Genomic DNA, 22,418 nt, shown 5'->3' with positions numbered 1-22,418 from the left:
CAAGCGTATTTAATTGCGTATTAATTTATTTCATTAGCTATGCATACATTTACCAATGCATCAGCCACTGCCTGCTTACTTATGGGCTTATGAATATGCTCACTCGCGCCATATTCATAAATTAAGTCCATGTCTTCGGCTGAGGTATTTGCTGTAACAACGATTATGGGCATGGTTTTATTTAGCTCTTTGCGTATTTTTTTAGTCGCTTCAAAGCCATCCATGACCGGCATGTTTAAATCCATAAACACCACATCATAGTCAGCCTTACCTACCTTTTCGCAGGCTTCTAGGCCATTTACAACGCATTCATAGTCCACACCTAACGTTGCCAAAATACGTGTGAGTAACAAGGTGTTTAATTCGTTGTCTTCAACCACAAGGCAAAAAAGCTTTTTTCGACTTCTCTTTCTGTTTGCTGGTTCGTAATTTCAATCGGCAAGTTAAGCGTAACATGAGCGCCACTCGCTGCGTTGTTTTTAAATGAAAGCGAACCATGCAGCGCTTTAACAACATACTGCGCCCGTGTTAATCCGGTTCTTAGGCCTTGAAAGTGGTTAGTTTGTTTAAATGAGTCAAACTCTAGTTCTGTTATTTCGCTAGAAAAACCACACCCACTATCATTAACGGTTAATTGTAATTGCGAGTTTTGCATGTTTGCAGCAACTTCAACCTCGCCCTTGTCGGTAAACTTTATTGCATTGCTAATTAGCTCGGTTAATACATGCTGTAAGCGCTGATGATCTAATTTACAAAAACAATTAAGAGACTCATCAAAATGAGTGATTAATGTTAGCCCTTTTTGCTGCGCTGCATACTCATACGCCAACACCACTTTGTTTATGGATTCTAAAAGGTTTTCGTTTTTAAGAATTGGCGCCCACTTTCCTGTGCTTAGTGCTTGTAGGTCTTGTAGCTCATCAAGCATAGATAGAAGTCTAAGGGCGCAGTAGCTTGCTTGCGTTTTAATATTTTGCTGCTCGGAATCGATGGTTAGCTCATCAATCGACGTAATTAATCCCTGTAACGGTGTTCTAAATTCGTGGCTTGCTCTGGCAATAAAGTGCTCTTTGTTTTGGCTCATTTGCGCTACAAAGTCCTTTTGTTTTTGAAGAGCTGTTAAGGTGCGTTCCACCTCTTTTTCCATCGGCATAAACACAAATCTTAGCTCAACGAGCAATAACACCATGGCGACTAACCAGCACAGCAATTCTAAATTAGACACGCGGTTAACTTTTTTTACTGCATGTTGCTCAAATAAAGTAACCGCGCGGTCAAGCTTAGCTAGCAGGTTTTCTACATGTACTACGTTGAGCACCTGTGTGTCTACCTCGCCTTTTTGGTACAGCAGCCAACTAGCTTGGGCAATAAATTCATTCACTTCGCTATCTAGATTAGCTGGCTCAGCAAAGTATAACTTTACTAATTCTGGCGTTAAATAACGGTAACTACTACCTTGCTTGGTAAGTAATACCTCATGAGCTGTTTTAAATTGTGCGAGAGAGTGTTCGAGGGAATTGGTATGGGTAGCAACATCGATTCGTGATGAAAGAAGTGCATTGCTATGCCAAGCAATTTTTTGCGAGAGCATGCGCTGCTTACCTGCCATATTAATAATTTTGGCATCGTACTTTTGTACAGAAAAACCATACTGCAGCAACAATGCTGAGCCACTTATTAACAGAGCAATAGCAATAAGCGCCCATCGGTAACGCTGTCTTACATTGGCAATAATTTTAAACATACAAGGCCGCTTTTTTATTTTAAGTGTAGCCTATATATAGAAAACTCAACATCAGCTTTAGTAATTATATAAATAAAAAGCCCAGTAACATGACTGGGCTAAATGTATTAAGTGTGAGGCAAAAAGGGCAATACTTGCGACACTTTTGTAATTACCAGTTAGCGATTTTCTAATCGGTTGTAGTCAAACATACCAAATTCAACGCCACGATACTCTTTAGCTACTTGGTGCATTATGTCGCTGTATTTCCAAAACTCTGGATGTGAGCGACGAATACCAAATTTTACTTTTAATGCAGCATAATCTGCTTCAATTTGCATCATAGGTAATAGCTGTGCAAACTCACCCACTTCATTTTGATCATTTAAATACCAAATAGCCGCAGGGTAATCACCAATAAAGCCTGGCACTAGGGTGGCGGTATCTTCATCATAAGCGCGCTGCCCATCTTCATTTAATAAGCTGGAAATATTGTAATGCGCGTTGTGATGAATAAGCGTGTAAGCTTTATGTGAAGCATCGTCTTGCTTAACCAAAATATACGATAACTGCGGTAATAAATTTATAGCCTTAGCTGGCATATTGTTCAGTGCATTTAATGGCGTGGGTACTTTTGTGTAGTCGTAGTGCTCACTCAGTACTGGCGCTAAAGTTTGCTTAACTAACCCATACAGCTCGTGTTGTGGGTCATCCGTTTTATATTCAATACCGCTAGGTTGGCTAAACTCTCGGTTGTTTTTAAAAAACTTAGATAAGCTTGGCGGAGACTTTCTATACCAGCTTTTTTTAATTTGATGGCGCTTCGCTTCAGGTAATAAAGCCAAAAAGTTTTGCTCACCCTCTAAACGTAAAAAGTCCATGTATAGGCGGGTCACTAATTGGTGGCCGATATTTCCGTATACATCAAAGCCTGCAACAAGTAAGTAATGAATACGCTCAAATAGCGCATAATCTAATACCCACATAGTTTTAGGCTCTTGACCAATAAAGCCTTTCACTACCGTAGCACTATCAAAGTGGCGAAATATTGTAAGCGCTGCATTTTTGTTATGGCCTTCACCTTTCCACAATAGGTCGGTGGTTAAATGCTCTCCGTTTTTAAACATCTCGTTAGCCAGCTCAACTTTGGCTTGTAAGTATTTTTTCTCACGCACTGAGTATTTAACCCAGCTAGAGATAGGCAATACATTGCTTTCTTCTGCTGCAGGTAATTCAAGGGCTTCTTCGTGCTGAAGTAACATGTCTTCAACTGCTGGAGTCGCGACTTTTTCAGGGTCTGCAAAGGCAACCCAAAAATGATCGTTAATCACATTAAGTGCAATTTGGCCGCGGCATACAGGCCCCTTAATAAAGCCCATAATAATTAGCTCAGCCTCATCAAGCATAAATTGATACTTGGAATTAATAGGAATTACTTCAAACGTTTTAAAAGGATTAGATGCCGCCTCGCTCTTATAACTTGGCATTTTAGTGACCGTATAATCGGGAGCTATAAATTGCTCATAAATACGTGCAAGCTTTGCATCATCAAGCTTTAGCGGTAAATGTGTTTTTGATAAAACAGTTGAGCGGTCTTGTAGTAAACGGTAATACACACGGCTTACTTTAGGGTCATCGTATGGTCGGCGCGTATTAATTAGCTTAATTTCTTCGCCTGGCGGCGTACTTGAACGAACCAGTTTAAAAAAGCTCTGTGGTTTATCAGAACCAAAATAAATATGGGCTAAAAACCAATGCTCGTAAATATAACGTGCGGCTAATTGGTATTTTAAGCTGTCTTGATTTAAAAACGTTTCCCAGTTTTTAACGTTTGTTAGCTCGGCTTTGGTGGGCGGTTTAATATGCGCCATTTTTCCACCGTCTTTAAGCCACTTTTGTAAATGATAAAATTTCTGGCTAGACACGCCCGGTAAACCGTAAGGCATACCGCCATGAGGCTGCTCTGCAGCTAAACGATCGAATTCTCCCATAGTGGCGCATGTTTGAGAGCGGCTAAGTGAAAAGTCAAATTCATCATCAAGAATTTCATTCTCTGGTAACGGTGCACTTTGCTTAAGCACTAAAGAATTAAATAAAACCCCACCGGCAAGGTTTGCTTCTGGGTTTTGGTCACGTTCGTTAAGTACCGGAGTAAAGCCCTTTTTACGCCATTGCTCAGTGCTGGTTGCATCAAATAATAACCGGCTTGGTGTAGTGGCTAATAGCCGTGTACCATCATAAACAAGCTCTTTGCTTAGCCCTCTATCTATCCCTTCAGGGGACGAAAGCTTTAGCTGACAAGGCGCATCATAACAGCCATGGCATACTACACAGCGTGTATCTAGCACAGGTTTTACTTCTTGCAAAAACTCGGCACCAGCACCTGTATCATGCGGCACTATACGCTGCTGCGTTTGTTCATCACCAAATAAGTCGTTGTAGTGAGCATTGCCTAAATAAGCACACCCGCTGAGGATAATAAAAACGAATGTGCTGATCAGAATTTTTTTCATTCTTCATCCTCATCACCCAGGTCGAAGGTTGGCATCATATCCATTTGTGGAGAGACAAAAGTCTGGTTGTCGTGGGTATTTAACACCACACTTAACAGTGGGCCGTGGGTCAGCGTTATTTGTGCATCGTGCTCTTGGTTTAATAACGCATTAAATTCGCTGCTATGCGGCGCAAGCTCATACTCTTTTAAACTAATAGCGATACTGCTATCAGGTGCTGGGTTTTGGCATATCTGCGTCAGTAGCTCATCATCAAGAGCAAATGAAATGTCTAAATCGGGCTTTTCTACATCTCGCTCACTAAGCGACTCATTTAAAATAAATAACGGTAAGGTTAATTTACTATCTTGTTCAAATTCCATTGTGCTCTCTTGCTGACTGACGGTGTAATTACCCGCCATTATAGCAAAAAAGCACATAATTACTGCGCCTAAATAACCACACTAAAGTCTAAAATTTAGCCTTAAGCGCTGTTAATGACTAAGCTTTAATATCATCCATTGCCGATTCAATAATAGAAAATACGGCGCCTTGAGGGTCGCAAATAACACTAAAACGCCCTACATCAGGAATATCTGTGGCAGGTACACATACTTGCCCTCCAAGAGTCGCCGCTTTTTTTACATAGCTATCGCAGTTATCCACGGCGAAGTAAATCATCCAATGGGGAGGTACGTCTTGTGGCCACTCATCAGTCATTTGTAGCATGCCTGCTACCGGCTTACCTGCAACTAAAAACAAGGTGTAATCCATACCTTCCATAGGCTTTGTTTCACTTTTCCACCCCAATAGTTCACAGTAAAAATGACGGCTTGTTTCACTATCGCGCGTTGCCATTTCATGCCAATAAGGCGTGTTGAGCTCACAAGGACGCTTACATCCTATATGCTCTTTACCTTGCCACAATGCCACCGTGGCACCCGCGGGGTCTTTAAGCATTAACATACGCCCTGCATCCATAACATTATGAGGGCCTGCTATAATTTGCGCACCGAGCTCTTGCGCCTTAATTGCACATGCATCAACATCATCTACGGCAATATAGGTAAGCCAGTAGCTAGGCGTAGAGGCCACTTGCTCTTTAGGCATTTGATACATGGCAGCAATATCGTCACCTTGCTTTTGTAGCATAGTGTAATACTCATCATCGCCAATGGGCTGATCATCATTTCCCCACTCAAACAACGAGGTATAAAAAGCTTTCCCGTCTTGCCAATTATGAGTACACAGTTCAGCCCAGCAAAATATACCTTGCGGATAGTTATTTTTATTATTCATCGCCCATTTCCTGTTGTAAATTTAAGCCATTTTTAGCTTAGGCTAATACCCTGTAAGTGTCGATAGTTATTCACTCAATAAACCCCCTTACACACCAGTGACCACTTCTACTCGGGCTTTGTAAAGCCAGCCCAAACAGCATTATTTACATTAACGCAAAGCAGCTAAAAGCTGATAGCTAAACACTAATCACTTTTCTTCAGGCATTAAAAAACCCGAGGCTAAGCTCGGGTTTTTATAGAATTAATTAACTTAAACGTTAACTATTACTCATTGAAGGTTGCTACGTTGCACCTACGCCTAAAGGTAATAGCGCCACCGATGTGACCTCTTTTTAGTATTAATTAGCTAGGCTAATTATTACTCATTGAACGTTGCTACATAGCACCTACGCCTAAAGCTAATAGCGCCACCTTCACATGACGTAAATTTCATGCATTAAAAAACCCGAGGCTAAGCTCGGGTTTTTATAGTATTAATTAACTTAAACGTTAACTATTACTCATTGAACGTTGCTACGTTGCACCTACGCCTAAAGGTAATAGCGCCACCTTCACATGACGTAAATTTCAGGCATTAAAAAACCCGAGGCTAAGCTCGGGCTTTTTATAGTATTAATTAACTTAAACGTTAACTATTACTCTACGATAGTTGCTACAACACCAGCACCTACAGTACGGCCACCTTCACGGATAGCGAAACGAAGACCTTCGTCCATCGCGATTGGCGCGATTAGAGTTACTGTCATCTTAACGTTATCACCAGGCATTACCATTTCTACGCCTTCTGGTAACTGTACGTCACCTGTTACGTCAGTTGTACGGAAGTAGAACTGTGGACGGTAACCTTTGAAGAAAGGAGTATGACGACCACCTTCATCTTTAGAAAGTACGTATACTTCTGAAGTGAATGTAGTGTGTGGGTTGATTGAACCAGGCTTAGCAAGTACTTGACCACGTTCAACATCTTCACGCTTAGTACCACGTAGAAGTGCACCAATGTTCTCACCAGCACGACCTTCGTCAAGAAGCTTACGGAACATTTCAACACCAGTACAAGTAGACTTAGTAGTCTCTTTGATACCAACGATTTCAACTTCGTCGTTCACGTTGATGATACCAGCTTCAACACGACCAGTTACTACTGTACCACGGCCTTGGATTGAGAAAACGTCTTCGATAGGCATGATGAATGGCTTATCGATGTCACGCTCTGGCTCTGGGATGTAAGAATCTAGTGCTTCTGCAAGCTCAACGATCTTGTCTTCCCACTGCTTTTCGCCTTCAAGTGCTTTAAGAGCAGAACCTTGAATTAGTGGTAAGTCATCACCTGGGAAGTCGTACTCAGAAAGAAGTTCACGAACTTCCATTTCTACTAGCTCAAGTAGCTCTTCGTCGTCAACCATGTCACATTTGTTCATGAATACAACGATGTAAGGTACGCCAACCTGACGAGAAAGTAGGATGTGCTCACGCGTTTGTGGCATAGGGCCGTCAGTCGCAGCTACTACTAAGATAGCGCCGTCCATTTGAGCAGCACCAGTGATCATGTTTTTAACATAATCGGCGTGTCCAGGACAATCTACGTGTGCGTAGTGACGAGTTGGTGTATCGTACTCAACGTGAGAAGTTGAGATTGTGATACCACGCTCGCGCTCTTCTGGAGCGTTATCGATTGATGCGAAATCTTTAGCAACACCGCCGTATACTTTTGCAAGTACGTTAGTGATTGCTGCAGTTAGTGTAGTTTTACCGTGGTCAACGTGGCCGATTGTACCAACGTTTACGTGCGGTTTTACGCGTTCAAACTTTTCTTTTGCCATCTTAAAAAATTCCTAATTAAGAAATTAAAGCCTGACTCACTATTGAGCCAGACAAGCTAAAATCATATAACAGCGCGAGCTGAAATTATTGTATCTGCAACATTTTTAGAGGCTTCAGCGTACTTCAAAAACTCCATAGAGTAAGAAGCACGGCCCTGTGTTGCAGATCGTAAAGCAGTTGCATAACCAAACATTTCAGAAAGAGGAACCTGAGCATTAACTTGCTTAAGTCCACCTATTGCATCTTCCATGCCTTCGATTATGCCGCGACGACGGTTTAAGTCGCCAACTACATCACCCATGTTTGAGTCAGGAGTGATTACTTCAACCTTCATCATTGGCTCTAAAAGTACAGGGTCAGCTTTAAGCGCCCCAGCTTTCATTGCCATTGAACCTGCAATTTTAAATGCCATTTCATTCGAGTCTACATCATGGAATGAACCATCATATAAAGTCGCTTTAACGCCAAGTAATGGGTAGCCTGCCAGTACACCTTGAGACATTTGCTCTTGGATACCTTTGTCTACCGCAGGGATAAATTCTTTTGGAACCGAACCACCTACAGTTTCGTTAACGAACTCATAAATTGGTGCTTCATCATCCGAAATATCCATCGGTTCAAGTTTAACCCAGACGTGACCATATTGACCACGACCACCTGATTGACGTACAAACTTCCCTTCAACTTCAACAGTTGAACGAATAGTTTCTCGGTATGCAACCTGCGGCTTACCAACGTTACATTCAACACTGAATTCACGTTTCATACGGTCGACAATGATATCAAGGTGAAGTTCACCCATACCAGAGATTATAGTCTGGCCTGATTCTTCGTCAGTTTGTACACGAAAAGACGGATCTTCTGCGGCTAGTTTACCTAGTGCAATACCCATCTTATCTTGGTCAGCGATTGTGCGAGGCTCAACCGCAACAGAGATAACTGGCTCTGGGAACTCCATACGCTCTAGCGTAATGATAGAGTTCGGATCACACAGTGTCTCACCTGTTGTTACGTCTTTAAGACCAATAGCTGCCGCAATATCGCCTGCGTGAACTTCTTTGATCTCTTCACGTGAGTTTGAATGCATCTGTACGATACGACCAAATCGCTCACGCTTACTTTTAACTGGGTTATAAACCGCGTCACCCTGTTTAACAGTACCAGAGTAAACACGGAAAAAGGTTAAAGTGCCAACAAACGGGTCTGTTGCAATTTTAAATGCAAGTGCAGCAAACGGCGCTTTATCATCAGCTGGACGTTCTTCCTCAGTTCCATTTTCTAGGATACCTTGGATTTGTTTCACTTGTGTTGGTGCAGGCATGTATTCAACAACGCCATCAAGCACAGCTTGAACGCCTTTGTTTTTAAATGCACTACCACACGTAATGGGAACAATTTCGTTCGCTAATGTGCGTTGACGTAAGGCGGATTTAATCTCTGCTTCACTTAACTCTTCACCTTCTAAGTACTTATCCATTAGTTCTTCAGAGGCTTCAGCTGCACTTTCAACTAAATGAGAGTGCCATTCTTGAGCGAGCTCTTGAAGTTCTGCCGGTATTGCCTCATAAGAGAAAGTCATACCCTGGTCCGCTTCGTTCCAGTTAATGGCTTTCATTTTTATAAGGTCAATAACACCTTTAAAGTCGTCTTCAGCGCCAATTGGCAACTGGATTGGAACAGGCGTTGCTCCAAGACGAGATTTCACCTGGTCTACAACCGTTAAGAAGTCAGCGCCGGTGCGATCCATTTTATTTACGAAGATCATTCTTGGAACTTCGTATTTGTTCGCTTGGCGCCAAACTGTCTCAGTTTGCGGCTGTACACCTGATGAAGCACAAAGAACAACTACCGCACCATCAAGTACACGTAAAGAACGCTCTACTTCGATAGTGAAATCTACGTGTCCTGGAGTATCAATAATATTGATACGATGGTCGTCAAATTGCGCGTCCATCCCTTTCCAGAAACACGTTGTTGCAGCAGAAGTGATTGTGATACCACGCTCTTGTTCCTGCTCCATCCAATCCATAGTTGCGGCGCCATCATGTACTTCACCGATCTTATGAGAAAGACCTGTGTAGAACAGAACACGTTCTGTTGTGGTGGTTTTGCCTGCATCTACGTGAGCTACTATGCCGATATTACGGTAGCGCTCAAGTGGAGTTGTACGTGCCATATGATCCTCTTAAAGGTTAAGGACAGATTACCAACGGTAATGTGCGAATGCTTTATTCGCTTCAGCCATACGGTGAACGTCTTCACGTTTCTTAACCGCAGTGCCTTTGTTGTCAGCAGCGTCAACGATTTCTTGAGCTAAACGTAAGCCCATAGATTTTTCGCCACGCTTACGTGCAGCGTCTACTAACCAACGCATACCTAATGCGTTGCGACGTACTGGACGTACTTCAACTGGAACTTGATAAGTTGAACCACCAACACGGCGAGATTTAACCTCTACCTGTGGACGGATGTTATCAAGTGCAGATTCAAAGATTTCTAGGTGCGACTTGCCTGATTTCTCAGCAGCCACGTCTAGCGCACCATAAACAATTTTTTCAGCAGTAGATTTCTTGCCGTCTAACATTACGATGTTAACGAATTTAGCAAGAAGTTCCGATCCGAACTTAGGATCTGGAAGAATTTTACGTTGACCTATTACGCGTCTTCTAGGCATTTTGTATCTCCGGTTTATTCAGGTTTGTCCTTTTGGAACAATCACCCAAAACAATAATTAATAATATTTAGTGCTTGGCCTTACTAACGGAAAACAATTAGCCTTTAGGGCGTTTTGCACCGTATTTAGAACGAGCTTGACGACGGTCGCTAACGCCTGCACAGTCAAGTGCACCACGTACAGTGTGAAAACGCACACCTGGTAAATCTTTAACACGACCACCACGGATTAGGATTACACTGTGCTCTTGAAGGTTATGACCTTCACCACCGATGTATGATGTTACTTCGAAACCGTTAGTTAAACGTACACGAGCTACTTTACGTAACGCTGAGTTTGGTTTCTTAGGTGTAGTTGTATATACGCGAGTACATACACCACGCTTTTGCGGACACGCTTTAAGCGCAGCTGAGTTACTTTTAGTAACCTTGCTACGACGTGGCTTACGCACTAGCTGGTTAATAGTTGCCATTTAAATAGCTCCTGAAATTAAAATTACTACTGAAAAAAATAAAAAAATCCGCCCTTTTTACAAGCTTGTAACATACATGCAAGTAAATGGGTGGCGGAATTTTAATGAGCAAAGTTTAACCTGTCAACCTAAACTCATCGTAAGACAGTAGATAACTGTCTTACGATTTATTAATCTGTTGATTAATAAGAGTTTATTGATTTCCAGATAAATCTGCGTTCAGAGCATCTGTTAGTGCTTGAGTTGCCTCTTCTGCACTTACTGTTTGCTCTTCAACAACTTCACCCTGCTTGCGGCGAGCCATACGGTCTTGGTGATACGCAAAGCCAGTACCGGCTGGGATCAGACGACCCACAATTACGTTTTCTTTCAGACCACGAAGCTCATCGCTCTTACCATTCACTGCGGCATCTGTAAGAACACGTGTTGTTTCTTGGAAAGACGCTGCCGAGATGAAAGATTCGGTTGCTAGTGATGCTTTCGTGATACCCATAAGTTGTATTTCAAACTTCGCTGGGATTTTACCTTGTTTTTCAAGGTCACGATTAGCGATATTAACGCGAGCTACTTCAATTTGCTCACCCGCTAAGAACTCAGTATCACCGCCGTCAAGGATGGTACATTTACGTAGCATCTGACGAATAATTGTTTCAATGTGCTTATCATTGATCTTAACGCCCTGCAAACGGTAAACCTCTTGCACTTCGTTAACAATGTAGTTAGCAACATGAGTCACACCACGTAGGCGTAAGATGTCATGTGGTGATTCAGGACCATCGGCGATAACTTCACCTTTAGACACTTGCTCACCTTCAAACACGTTAAGTTGACGCCACTTAGGAATCATCTCTTCGTAATGATCGCCTTCAGCTGGTGTAATAACTAAACGTTTCTTACCTTTAGTCTCTTTACCGAAGCTAATAGTACCTGTGATTTCAGCTAAGATAGCTGGATCTTTTGGCTTACGTGCTTCAAATAAGTCGGCTACGCGTGGTAGACCACCCGTGATATCACGAGTTTTCGAACCTTCTTGCGGAATACGTGCAAGTACGTCACCTGGGTTTGCTGTAACGCCATCTGTCACTTCAATCGTAGTGAATGAAGGTAGACGTGTTTCTTGCAAGCCGCGCTCTTCACTTTCGATGATAAGCTTAGGCTCTTTCGCATTTACTTTAGCAAGGTCTTTAACAACTACACGGGTTAAGCCGGTTAGTTCATCAGTTTGTGCTTCAGTATTTGAGTCATCAATATCGCTGAACGAGATTTTTGACTTATGCTCAAGAACGATTGGGTGACTATGCGGGTCCCAAGTAGCAACGATGTCGTTACCTTGAACTTCTGCATTGTCTTGTACTGTTAGTACCGCACCGTAAGGTACTTTATAACGCTCTTTTTCACGACCGAAGCTATCAATGATAGTGATTTCAGTTGAACGTGAAGTAATTACAATCTTACCGTCGGTATTAAGTACATACTTAGCGTTATGTAGTTTTAACGTACCGTCAGTTTTAACTTGTACATTGTTTTCAGCTGATGCTCTTGATGCCGCACCACCGATGTGGAATGTACGCATCGTAAGCTGTGTACCCGGCTCACCGATTGATTGTGCCGCGATAACACCTACTGATTCACCCGCGTTGATGATATGACCACGTGCAAGGTCACGACCATAACACTTAGCACATACACCAAAGTCGTTATCACAGGTGATAACAGAACGTACGCGAACTTCATCTACTGAGTGCTCTTCTAAAAGGTCACACAGTTTTTCATCAAGCATGATATTACGTTCTACTAATACAGTATCTGTATTAGGGATAACCACAGGCTCAGCTACAACACGACCTAGTACACGTTCGCGAAGTGCTTCTACAACGTCACCACCTTCAATAAGCGGTTTCATTGTTAAGCCATCTTCTGTGCCACAGTCGTCTTCATTGATTACCAAATCTTGTGCAACGTCTACTAGACGACGCGTTAGGTAACCTGAGTTAGCTGTTTTAAGTGCTGTATCGGCAAGACCTTTACGCGCACCGTGCGTTGAGATGAAGTACTGTAGTACGTTTAGACCTTCACGGAAGTTAGCCGTGATTGGCGTCTCGATGATTGAACCATCTGGACGTGCCATTAGACCACGCATACCTGCTAGCTGACGGATCTGAGCGGCACTACCACGAGCACCTGAGTCGGCCATCATAAACACTGAGTTAAATGACGGTTGCTCTTCTTCTTCACCTTTGGCATTGATAACCGTGTCTTTAGACAAGTTGGCCATCATTTCACGTGATAAGTTTTCATTTACACGTGACCAGATATCGATAACTTTATTGTACTTTTCACCAGCCGTTACAAGACCTGATTGGAATTGTTGGTTGATTTCAGTTACTTCAGCTTCAGCTGATTCAATGATTGATGCTTTAACTGGTGGGATAACTAAGTCATCGATACCAATTGAAACACCTGACTTCATTGCGTAGTGGAAACCGGTGTACATAACTTGGTCAGCAAACACAACAGTGTCTTTAAGACCTAGACGACGGTAACACTCGTTTAATAAGCCAGAAATCTGCTTTTTACCTAATGCTTGGTTGATTGACTCAAACGGCATGCCTTTAGGTAAAATTAGAGACAGAATTGCACGACCAACAGTAGTGTCGATAAGCGTTACAGTGTCTTCAACAACACCTGCTTCGTTAGTGATTGACTGACTAATACGCACTTTAACGCGCGCGTGAAGTTCTGCGTTACCACTACGGTATGCTTTTTCTGCTTCTTTAGGATCTTTAAATACAATGCCTTCGCCTTTCGCATTAATGCGATCGCGCGTCATGTAGTAAAGACCTAATACAACATCCTGTGAAGGAACGATGATTGGCTCACCATTCGCTGGAGATAGAATGTTGTTAGTAGACATCATTAGTGCACGAGCTTCTAACTGAGCTTCAAGCGTTAACGGTACGTGTACCGCCATTTGGTCACCATCGAAGTCGGCGTTGTAAGCCGCACATACTAATGGGTGTAAATGGATTGCTTTACCTTCTATTAGTACAGGTTCGAACGCTTGGATACCTAAACGGTGAAGTGTAGGTGCACGGTTAAGTAATACTGGATGTTCACGAATTACTTCGTCTAGTACATCCCATACTTCCGCTACTTCGCGCTCTACCATTTTCTTAGCAGCCTTGATTGTCGTAGCCATGCCGCGACGCTCTAATTTGCCATAGATGAATGGTTTGAATAGCTCAAGTGCCATCTTCTTAGGAAGACCACATTGGTGAAGCTTAAGTGTAGGACCAACCGTGATTACAGAACGGCCAGAGTAATCTACACGCTTACCAAGTAAGTTCTGACGGAAACGACCTTGCTTACCCTTGATCATATCAGCAAGAGATTTAAGCGGACGCTTGTTAGAACCTGTAATTGCACGACCACGACGACCGTTATCAAGTAGCGCATCTACCGCTTCTTGTAACATACGTTTTTCGTTGCGTACGATAATATCTGGTGCAGCTAAATCTAATAGACGCTTAAGACGGTTATTACGGTTAATAACACGACGGTAAAGGTCGTTTAGATCAGATGTCGCAAAACGACCACCGTCTAGCGGTACTAATGGACGTAAGTCAGGTGGCAATACTGGAAGTACTGTCATGATCATCCACTCAGGGTTATTGCCTGATTGGTGGAACGATTCCATTAACTTAAGACGCTTAGTGATCTTTTTACGCTTCGTTTCAGAGTTAATTGTTGGTAACTCTTCACGCATTTCTGCAATTAATTGGCCAAGATCAAGTTCACGAAGCAAGTCTAATACTGCTTCTGCACCCATCTTAGCTTCAAACTCATCACCGTGCTCTTCAAGTGCATCTAGGTATTCTTCTTCACCTAATAGTTGACCACGCTCAAGCGTTGTCATACCAGGCTCAGTCACTACGAATGATTCGAAGTAAAGAACACGTTCAATATCACGAAGTGTCATATCAAGCATTAAGCCAATACGAGACGGTAATGATTTTAAAAACCATATATGTGCTACTGGGCTCGCAAGGTCGATATGACCCATACGATCACGACGCACTTTTGTAAGTGTAACTTCAACGCCACACTTCTCACAGATCACACCACGGTGTTTAAGGCGTTTATATTTACCACATAAACACTCATAATCTTTCACTGGGCCGAAAATACGGGCACAGAATAAGCCATCGCGCTCAGGCTTGAAAGTACGGTAGTTAATAGTCTCAGGTTTCTTTACTTCACCGTATGACCATGAACGAACCATGTCTGGTGAAGCAAGACCAATGCGAATTGCATCGAATTCTTCGGTCTTATTTTGTTGCTTCAGAAACTTAAGTAAGTCTTTCACCTTAGCTCTCCTGTCGGAGTTAATCTTGAGGGCGGATAATCTCGCCCCTACATTCTATTCAGCCGTAACAGATGCTGCAGGGTTAACTGCAGCATCTAATTGGCTTAATTTTCTTCCAACTCGATGTTGATACCCAGTGAGCGGATTTCTTTCAACAATACGTTGAACGATTCTGGCATACCTGGTTCCATTTTATGGTTACCATCAACGATGTTTTTATACATCTTAGTACGACCGTTCACGTCATCCGATTTCACTGTTAGCATTTCTTGTAGAGTGTAAGCAGCACCGTAAGCTTCAAGTGCCCATACTTCCATCTCACCAAAACGCTGGCCACCGAACTGTGCTTTACCACCCAGCGGCTGCTGAGTAACAAGGCTGTAAGAACCAGTAGAACGTGCGTGCATCTTATCGTCAACCAAGTGGTTAAGTTTAAGCATGTACATGTAACCAACAGTTACTTGACGTTCAAACTGATCGCCAGTACGGCCATCATAGAGTGTAACCTGACCACTTCTTGGGTATCCACCAAGCTCTAGCATATCTTTGATTTCGTCTTCTTTAGCGCCATCAAATGCAGGAGTAGCGATTGGTAAACCACCTTTTAAGTTATCAGCTAAACGACGAATTTCATCATCAGAGAAGCTAGCAATATCTACTTCTTGACGAGATTCACCGATTTCGTAAGCTTGCTTGATGAATTCAAGTAGCTCATGTAGCTCACGTTGTTCCTTCATCATTTCCTCTAAGCGCTCACCAATACCACGTGCAGCTAGACCCATATGTGTTTCAAGGATCTGACCGATGTTCATTCGTGATGGTACACCTAGTGGATTCAGTACGATATCTACCGTACGACCTTTATCATCGTATGGCATATCTTCTACTGGTACGATAGTCGAGATAACACCTTTGTTACCGTGACGACCCGCCATTTTATCACCCGGTTGGATACGACGTTTAACAGCTAGGTATACTTTAACAATCTTAAGTACGCCTGGTGCTAAGTCATCACCTTGAGTAATTTTACGACGTTTGTTTTCAAACTTCTTATCGTATTCAGCTTTAAGCTCATCGTACTGTGCAGCTAGTTGCTCAAGTTCAGCTTGCTTGTCTTCTTGTGCAAGGCTTTGAGTAAGTAGCTTTTCAGCATTTAGTGACGCTAAGTTGTCTTCATCGAAGCCTGCTGCAGCAAGTAGCTTGCGAGCACGGTCTAATACACCAGCTTCTAGAATACGGAACTCTTCGTTGAAGTCTTTCTTCGCTTCGCGAAGCTGCATATCTTCAACTTCTAACGCACGCTTATCTTTTTCAACACCATCACGGGTGAAAACTTGTACGTCAATTACAGTACCAGTTACAGAGTTTGGTACACGTAAAGAGCTGTCTTTAACGTCAGACGCTTTTTCGCCGAAGATAGCACGCAGTAGCTTCTCTTCAGGTGTTAATTGCGTCTCGCCTTTCGGAGTCACTTTACCTACTAGGATATCGCCGCCTTTAACTTCAGCACCAATATAAACAACGCCTGATTCATCAAGCTTGCCTAGCGCAGACTCACCCACATTCGGGATATCTGCAGTGATCTCTTCAGGACCTAATTTAGTATCACGGGCAACACACTGTAGTTCTTGAATGTGGATAGTCGTTAGACGATCTTCTTCAACTACGCGCTCTGATAGTAAGATTGAATCCTCGAAGTTATAACCGTTCCATGGCATGAATGCCACGCGAAGGTTTTGACCAAGGGCTAAGTCACCTAAGTCAGTCGAAGGACCATCTGCTAACACGTCACCACGAGTAACCGGTTCGCCAACCATGCACGTTGGTTTTTGGTTAATACATGTATTTTGGTTAGAACGTGTGTATTTAGTAAGGTTGTAAATATCGATGCCCGCTTCACCAGGAATACGCTCATCGTCATGTACGTTTACAACGATGCGGCTAGCATCGGCGTACATTACTTCACCACCACGTTTAGCAACAATCGTTACACCAGAATCTTTCGCTAGTGTTAACTCAATACCTGTACCTACTAACGGCTTATCCGCTTTCAATGTTGGTACTGCTTGACGTTGCATGTTTGAACCCATCAATGCACGGTTAGCATCATCGTGTTCTAGGAACGGGATAAGTGCTGCCGCTACAGAGATCACCTGTTGTGGTGATACATCCATATATTGCTGGTCCATGCGACCCATAAAGGTAGATTCACCTTTGTGACGACACGGAATAAGTTCATCAACAAACTCATTGGTTTCGGTTAAGTTTGAGTTCGCCTGTGCGATAACAAACTGACCTTCTTCAATGGCTGATAAATAATCAACTTCATCAGTTACTACACCATCTACCACTTTACGGTAAGGTGTTTCTAAGAAACCGTAATCATTTGTACGTGCGTACGTAGATAACGAGTTAATTAGACCGATGTTTGGACCCTCAGGAGTCTCGATTGGACATACGCGACCATAGTGAGTTACGTGAACGTCACGTACTTCAAAGCCAGCGCGCTCACGCGTTAGACCGCCCGGACCTAATGCAGAAATACGACGCTTATGCGTTACTTCTGATAGCGGGTTATTTTGGTCCATAAACTGTGATAACTGAGACGAACCGAAGAACTCTTTAACCGCTGCCGAAATAGGCTTAGCGTTAATAAGATCTTGTGGCATTATCGCGTCAAGGTCACCTAAGCTTAAACGCTCACGTACAGCACGTTCTACACGTACTAGACCAACACGGAATTGGTTCTCAGCCATTTCGCCAACACTACGTATACGACGGTTGCCTAAGTGGTCAATATCATCAACATCGCCTTGACCGTTACGAATAGCAATTAATACTTTCATAACAGACACGATGTCTTCTTTGCTTAATGTGCCAGGGCCTGTGTCTGTATCGTAACCAACACGGCTATTGAACTTCATACGACCTACAGTAGATAAGTCATAACGTTCTTCAGAGAAGAATAAGTTCTCGAATAAGGCTTCAGCCGCGTCTTTCGTCGGTGGCTCGCCTGGGCGCATCATGCGGTAAATTTCTACTAATGCTTCTAAACGGTTGCTAGACGAGTCAATATTTAATGTATTTGACATGTAAGCGCCGCTGTCCACTTCATTGATGTATAACGTCTCAATTTTAGTGTGACCTGCTTTAACCAATTCAGCCATCAACTCTAGTGATAGCTCGTCATTAGCGTTTGCAATAACTTCACCTGTTGACTCATCAACATAGTTTTTAGCTACAATACGGCCAATGATGTACTCATGTGGTACTTCTAATTGATTAATGCCTTTTTTCTCGATGCTCTTGATGTGGCGTGCCGTAATACGACGACCGCTTTCAACAAGTACTTCACCGTCTTCGCCTTTGATATCAAAAGCGGCAGTTTCACCACGTAAACGTGAAGGCACAAGTTCCATAAGAACTTTACCGTCAGTTACTTCAAACGCGGTAGTATCGAAGAACATATCTAAGATTTCTTCGCTAGAGTACTCAAGTGCACGTAAAATAATAGACGCCGGTAATTTACGACGACGGTCTATACGTACATATAAGTTATCTTTTGCATCAAATTCGAAGTCTAACCATGAACCACGGTAAGGTATAACGCGTGCGTTATATAATACTTTACCCGATGAATGGGTTTTACCGCGGTCGTTATCAAAGAATACACCAGGGCTACGGTGTAGCTGAGAAACGATAACACGCTCTGTACCATTGATTACAAAAGTACCGGTATCAGTCATGAGCGGAATTTCGCCCATGTAAACTTCTTGCTCTTTAATGTCTTTAACTGTGCCTGGAGCTTCTTTGTCCATAACTACTAGACGCAGTTTCACGCGAAGTGGAGCAGAATAAGTCACACCGCGAATTTGACATTCTTTTACATCGAATACTGGCTCACCAATACGATAACTTACGTATTGAAGCTCAGAATTTCCCGAGTAGCTTTTAATAGGGAACACAGAACGGAAGGCTGCTTCCAAACCATGATCGCCATCAGCGTCTGGGACTAAGAATTTTTTAAACGATTCTAACTGTGTCGACAGTAAGAAAGGTATATCCAAAACTTGTGGACGTTTACCAAAATCCTTACGGATACGTTTCTTTTCAGAATAAGAGTAAGCCATGGGGTTCCTCAGCTTGCTGATCTTTGACCCGACCTGTTCTTGTAAGAACAGACTTAACTGGCATCTATGCCAAGATTTACAACATTTAATTGTTGTTCTAATTAACTCCGTCTTAGCAACACTAGCAAACTATAAAGCGTTGAAAGTAAAGAGAAAATCAGATTTTATTTGAGCTACAGGAATACATAACTCTATAGCGCAAAAAGGCCGGTGATTAAATAATCACCAGCCCTTGCCTGATTACTCAGGCAGCGAACCTAGCGTGAGCTAGATTACTTAACCTCAACTTCAGCACCAGCTTCAGTAAGGTCTTTTTGAAGTGCTTCAGCTTCTTCTTTAGATACACCTTCTTTGATAGGTGCAGGAGCAGCTTCAACAAGAGCTTTCGCTTCTTTAAGGCCTAGGCCTGTTGCGCTACGTACAGCTTTGATTGCCGCAACCTTGTTAGCGCCAGCGCCAGTAAGGATTACGTCAAATTCAGTTTTCTCTTCAGCAGCTTCAGCAGCAGGACCTGCTACCATAGCAGCTGCAGCAGTTACGCCGAATTTTTCTTCCATTGCTTCAACAAGAGCAACAACGTCCATTACTGACATTTCAGCAATTGCGTCAAGGATTTGGTCTTTAGTTACAGACATTACAAATTTCCTAATAATTAACGGACTCTAGGTCCAAATAAATTTACACCGAAAGAGAGGTTAAACAGCTTAAAATTAAGCAGCTTGCTCTTCTTTCTGTACACGTACTGCTTCAATTGTTTTACACAATTTGCCAGCAGACGCTTCTTTCATAGCGCTCATTAAGCGTGCAACAGCTTCATCGTATGTAGGTAATGTAGCAAGCATTGCTGCGTCTACGATGTTACCTTCAAAAGCGGCCGTTTTAAGCTCAAATTTCTCATTCTTTTTCGCGAAATCTGAGAAGATACGCGCAGCAGCACCAGGGTGCTCTGATGAGAAAGCGATTAAGCTTGGACCAACTAACGAATCAGATAGACATTCAAATTCAGTACCTTCAACAGCACGTTTTGCTAGAGTGTTACGAACAACTTTCATCCATACACCAGCTTCACGAGCTTCTTTACGAAGGGCTGTAATTGCGCCTACTGCTACACCACGAGAATCTGCAACAACTGCAGAAAGAGCACCATTGGCTGCTTCGTTGACTTCAGCAACAATTGCTTTTTTGCCTTGAAGATTTAAAGCCATGGGTGTTACTCCTGGTTTAATGGGTCACCGACACTCGGCTTCCCTGTTTTACTCTTCCCTATCAACAAACTTGATAGAGATGCTTTTTACGGCGAGAGCCAGAAGAGATTAGGAAAAATCTATCTGGGGATTCACACCGTCTACGTAGGTAATATTAAGGCCGAAGCCGCCTACGGTCTTGGACGGAAGCCCAATTTATCGCATCACTCAAGAGCTTAGCGAAATTATGGACTTCAACCCGAATTCTTTACTTGTTAAATAATAAATTATTCAACAAAATGGCGCAAAATTATAGTACAAATTTCACGCCATGTAAACACCTATTAAGCTACAGAAGTGCTTAAAGTGTTTTGGTCAACAGCAACACCTGCGCCCATTGTTGTAGAGATGGTTACTTTCTTAACGTAAACACCTTTAGCTTGAGAAGGTTTAGCCTTCTTAAGCGCAACGATTAGAGCTTCAAGGTTTTGTTGAAGTTGCTCAGCAGTGAAATCAACCTTACCGATAGTAGTATGGATGATACCATTTTTGTCATTACGGTAACGTACTTGACCTGCTTTCGCATTTTTAACTGCTTCTGCAACGTTAGGTGTTACAGTACCAGTTTTAGGGTTAGGCATAAGACCACGTGGACCTAAGATTTGACCTAGTTGACCAACAACACGCATAGCGTCTGGTGATGCAACAACAACGTCAAAATCCATCTCGCCTTTCTTAACTAGTTCAGCAAGATCTTCCATGCCTACTAATTCAGCACCGGCTTCTTTTGCAGCTTCTGCATTAGCGCCTTGAGTGAATACAGCAACACGAACATCACGGCCAGTACCGTTAGGTAGTACAGTTGCACCACGAACGTTCTGGTCAGATTTACGAGCGTCAATACCAAGGTTAACAGCAACGTCAACACTTTCTACGAATTTAGCTGTCGCTAACTCTTTTAAAAGAGCAACTGCTTCATTGATTTCGTAATCTTTAGTTACTTCCACTTTTTCGCGGATAGTACGCATACGTTTAGTTAATTTAGCCATTTCTTAGTCCTCTACGTTCAAGCCCATCGCACGCGCAGAACCTGCGATAGTGCGAACCGCAGCGTCCATATCAGCCGCTGTAAGGTCAGCTCGTTTTGTCTCAACGATCTCTTCAAGTTGAGCACGAGTTACTGTGCCTACTTTTTCAGTGTTAGGACGGCCTGAGCCTGATTTGATACCAGCAGCTTTCTTAAGTAAGTAAGCAGCAGGTGGCGTTTTCATATCGAACGTAAATGAACGGTCACCGTAAACAGAGATCACTACAGGAACTGGAGCGCCTTTTTCGATAGACTCTGTACGCGCGTTAAACGCTTTACAGAATTCCATGATGTTTACACCGTGTTGACCTAGTGCAGGACCTACTGGAGGACTAGGATTAGCCATACCAGCGGCAACTTGTAGCTTGATTAAAGCTTCAACTTTTTTAGCCATTATAAATACCTCATTTGGTGGGTCTTAGCCTTGTGCGCGCGAGGACGCGTACTCTAACGGCTTCCCAGTTTAAAAATTGGTTTCGTACTTTTTGCGAGCAAAAATAAATTTTTGCCTTAATACAAAAAGGCCGCTGATTATAAGTTAATCAGCGGCCTTTTTCAAGCTTCGTGCCAAAATTTAAGTAAATAATGGCGAAGCTTTTTTAATCAATTACTTATCTTGTTCAACTTGACCAAATTCAAGTTCAACCGGTGTAGAACGACCAAAAATAAGTACCGACACTTTCACGCGGCTCTTTTCGTAGTCAACTTCTTCAACAACACCGCTAAAGTCAGCAAATGGACCATCAGTAACACGCACAACTTCACCTGGCTCAAATAATGTAGCTGGTTTAGGTGCTTCAGCGTTTTCTTGAAGACGGTTAAGAATGCGTTCTGCTTCTTTAGAACTAATAGGCGCTGGGCGGTCAGAAGTACCACCAATAAAGCCCATTACACGTTCAGTGCTGTTCACTAAGTGCCAGCTTGCATCGTTCATGTCCATTTGTACTAGTACGTAACCTGGGAAGAATTTACGCTCAGATTTACGCTTTTGACCGGCGCGCATCTCAACAACTTCTTCTGTTGGTACTAATATTTCACCAAAGCTCTCTTCAAGACCTTCAATTTTAATGTGCTCTGATAACGTTTGCGCTACACGCTTTTCGTAACCAGAGAATGCTTGTACAACGTACCAGCGTAATTTCTTTTCGTTATTGTCATCCGACATGGG

The 22,418-nt window shown here is 42.7% G+C and carries 14 protein-coding genes and 1 pseudogene; all 15 read right to left on the bottom strand.

The genetic code is table 11. From position 1 onward, the window contains the following. Positions 1-20: 20 nt before the first annotated feature. The 15 genes and pseudogenes from VOI46_RS01510 to nusG all read right to left on the bottom strand — a co-directional run bounded on the left by VOI46_RS01510 (position 21) and on the right by nusG (position 22,415). A pseudogene (locus VOI46_RS01510) lies at positions 21-1,744 on the bottom strand (response regulator). A 158-nt stretch (positions 1,745-1,902) separates the two neighbouring features. Then, complete coding sequence (locus tag VOI46_RS01505) at positions 1,903-4,236, bottom strand: fatty acid cis/trans isomerase (protein ID WP_004589290.1); 2,334 nt, start codon at positions 4,234-4,236, stop codon at positions 1,903-1,905. Continuing rightward, complete coding sequence (locus VOI46_RS01500) at positions 4,233-4,598, bottom strand: hypothetical protein (protein ID WP_029774302.1); 366 nt, start codon at positions 4,596-4,598, stop codon at positions 4,233-4,235. Before VOI46_RS01500 ends, VOI46_RS01505 begins: the two co-directional genes overlap by 4 nt. Positions 4,599-4,716: 118 nt before the next feature. Beyond that, positions 4,717-5,514 (bottom strand): VOC family protein, encoded by a 798-nt coding sequence (locus tag VOI46_RS01495; RefSeq protein WP_004589288.1) that lies wholly within the window; start codon positions 5,512-5,514, stop codon positions 4,717-4,719. Positions 5,515-6,151: 637 nt separating this feature from the next. Then, positions 6,152-7,336, bottom strand: a complete 1,185-nt coding sequence (tuf, locus tag VOI46_RS01490) for an elongation factor Tu (protein ID WP_004589660.1) — start codon at positions 7,334-7,336, stop codon at positions 6,152-6,154. 62 nt (positions 7,337-7,398) lie between these two features. Then, the gene (fusA, locus tag VOI46_RS01485) at positions 7,399-9,513 is read right to left on the bottom strand and encodes an elongation factor G (protein ID WP_004588212.1); all 2,115 of its coding nucleotides are present in this window, start codon (positions 9,511-9,513) and stop codon (positions 7,399-7,401) included. Between the two features lie 27 nt (positions 9,514-9,540). After that, entirely contained in the window at positions 9,541-10,011 is a 471-nt protein-coding gene (gene rpsG / locus VOI46_RS01480; protein WP_004588211.1) for a 30S ribosomal protein S7, read from the bottom strand. 97 nt (positions 10,012-10,108) lie between these two features. Further along, complete coding sequence (gene rpsL, locus VOI46_RS01475) at positions 10,109-10,483, bottom strand: 30S ribosomal protein S12 (protein WP_002958885.1); 375 nt, start codon at positions 10,481-10,483, stop codon at positions 10,109-10,111. 193 nt (positions 10,484-10,676) lie between these two features. Beyond that, positions 10,677-14,849 carry a DNA-directed RNA polymerase subunit beta' gene (gene rpoC / locus VOI46_RS01470; protein ID WP_004588210.1) on the bottom strand — a complete coding sequence of 1,391 codons (4,173 nt, stop codon included), beginning with the start codon at positions 14,847-14,849 and terminating at the stop codon, positions 10,677-10,679. A gap of 104 nt (positions 14,850-14,953) precedes the next feature. Continuing rightward, positions 14,954-18,979: a DNA-directed RNA polymerase subunit beta gene (gene rpoB, locus VOI46_RS01465; protein ID WP_324738129.1), complete on the bottom strand. Its 4,026-nt coding sequence runs from the start codon at positions 18,977-18,979 to the stop codon at positions 14,954-14,956. A 272-nt stretch (positions 18,980-19,251) separates the two neighbouring features. Next, a complete protein-coding gene (gene rplL / locus VOI46_RS01460; protein ID WP_004588208.1) occupies positions 19,252-19,614 on the bottom strand; it encodes a 50S ribosomal protein L7/L12 in 363 nt (120 codons plus the stop codon). A gap of 75 nt (positions 19,615-19,689) precedes the next feature. Next, the gene (gene rplJ, locus VOI46_RS01455) at positions 19,690-20,184 is read right to left on the bottom strand and encodes a 50S ribosomal protein L10 (RefSeq protein ID WP_004588207.1); all 495 of its coding nucleotides are present in this window, start codon (positions 20,182-20,184) and stop codon (positions 19,690-19,692) included. 323 nt (positions 20,185-20,507) lie between these two features. After that, positions 20,508-21,212, bottom strand: a complete 705-nt coding sequence (rplA, locus tag VOI46_RS01450; RefSeq protein ID WP_004588206.1) for a 50S ribosomal protein L1 — start codon at positions 21,210-21,212, stop codon at positions 20,508-20,510. A 3-nt stretch (positions 21,213-21,215) separates the two neighbouring features. Further along, the gene (gene rplK, locus VOI46_RS01445) at positions 21,216-21,644 is read right to left on the bottom strand and encodes a 50S ribosomal protein L11 (RefSeq protein WP_004588205.1); all 429 of its coding nucleotides are present in this window, start codon (positions 21,642-21,644) and stop codon (positions 21,216-21,218) included. A 213-nt stretch (positions 21,645-21,857) separates the two neighbouring features. After that, a complete protein-coding gene (gene nusG, locus VOI46_RS01440) occupies positions 21,858-22,415 on the bottom strand; it encodes a transcription termination/antitermination protein NusG (protein ID WP_004588204.1) in 558 nt (185 codons plus the stop codon). Between the last annotated feature and the right edge of the window lie 3 nt (positions 22,416-22,418).

Origin of the sequence: Pseudoalteromonas sp. CuT4-3, from assembly GCF_035666335.1 — a bacterium.
In the GTDB taxonomy this organism is placed as follows: Bacteria; Pseudomonadota; Gammaproteobacteria; order Enterobacterales; family Alteromonadaceae; genus Pseudoalteromonas; species Pseudoalteromonas atlantica.
The sequence above is the reverse complement of the archived record's forward strand: the minus strand, read 5'-3'. Positions and strand labels throughout refer to the sequence as shown.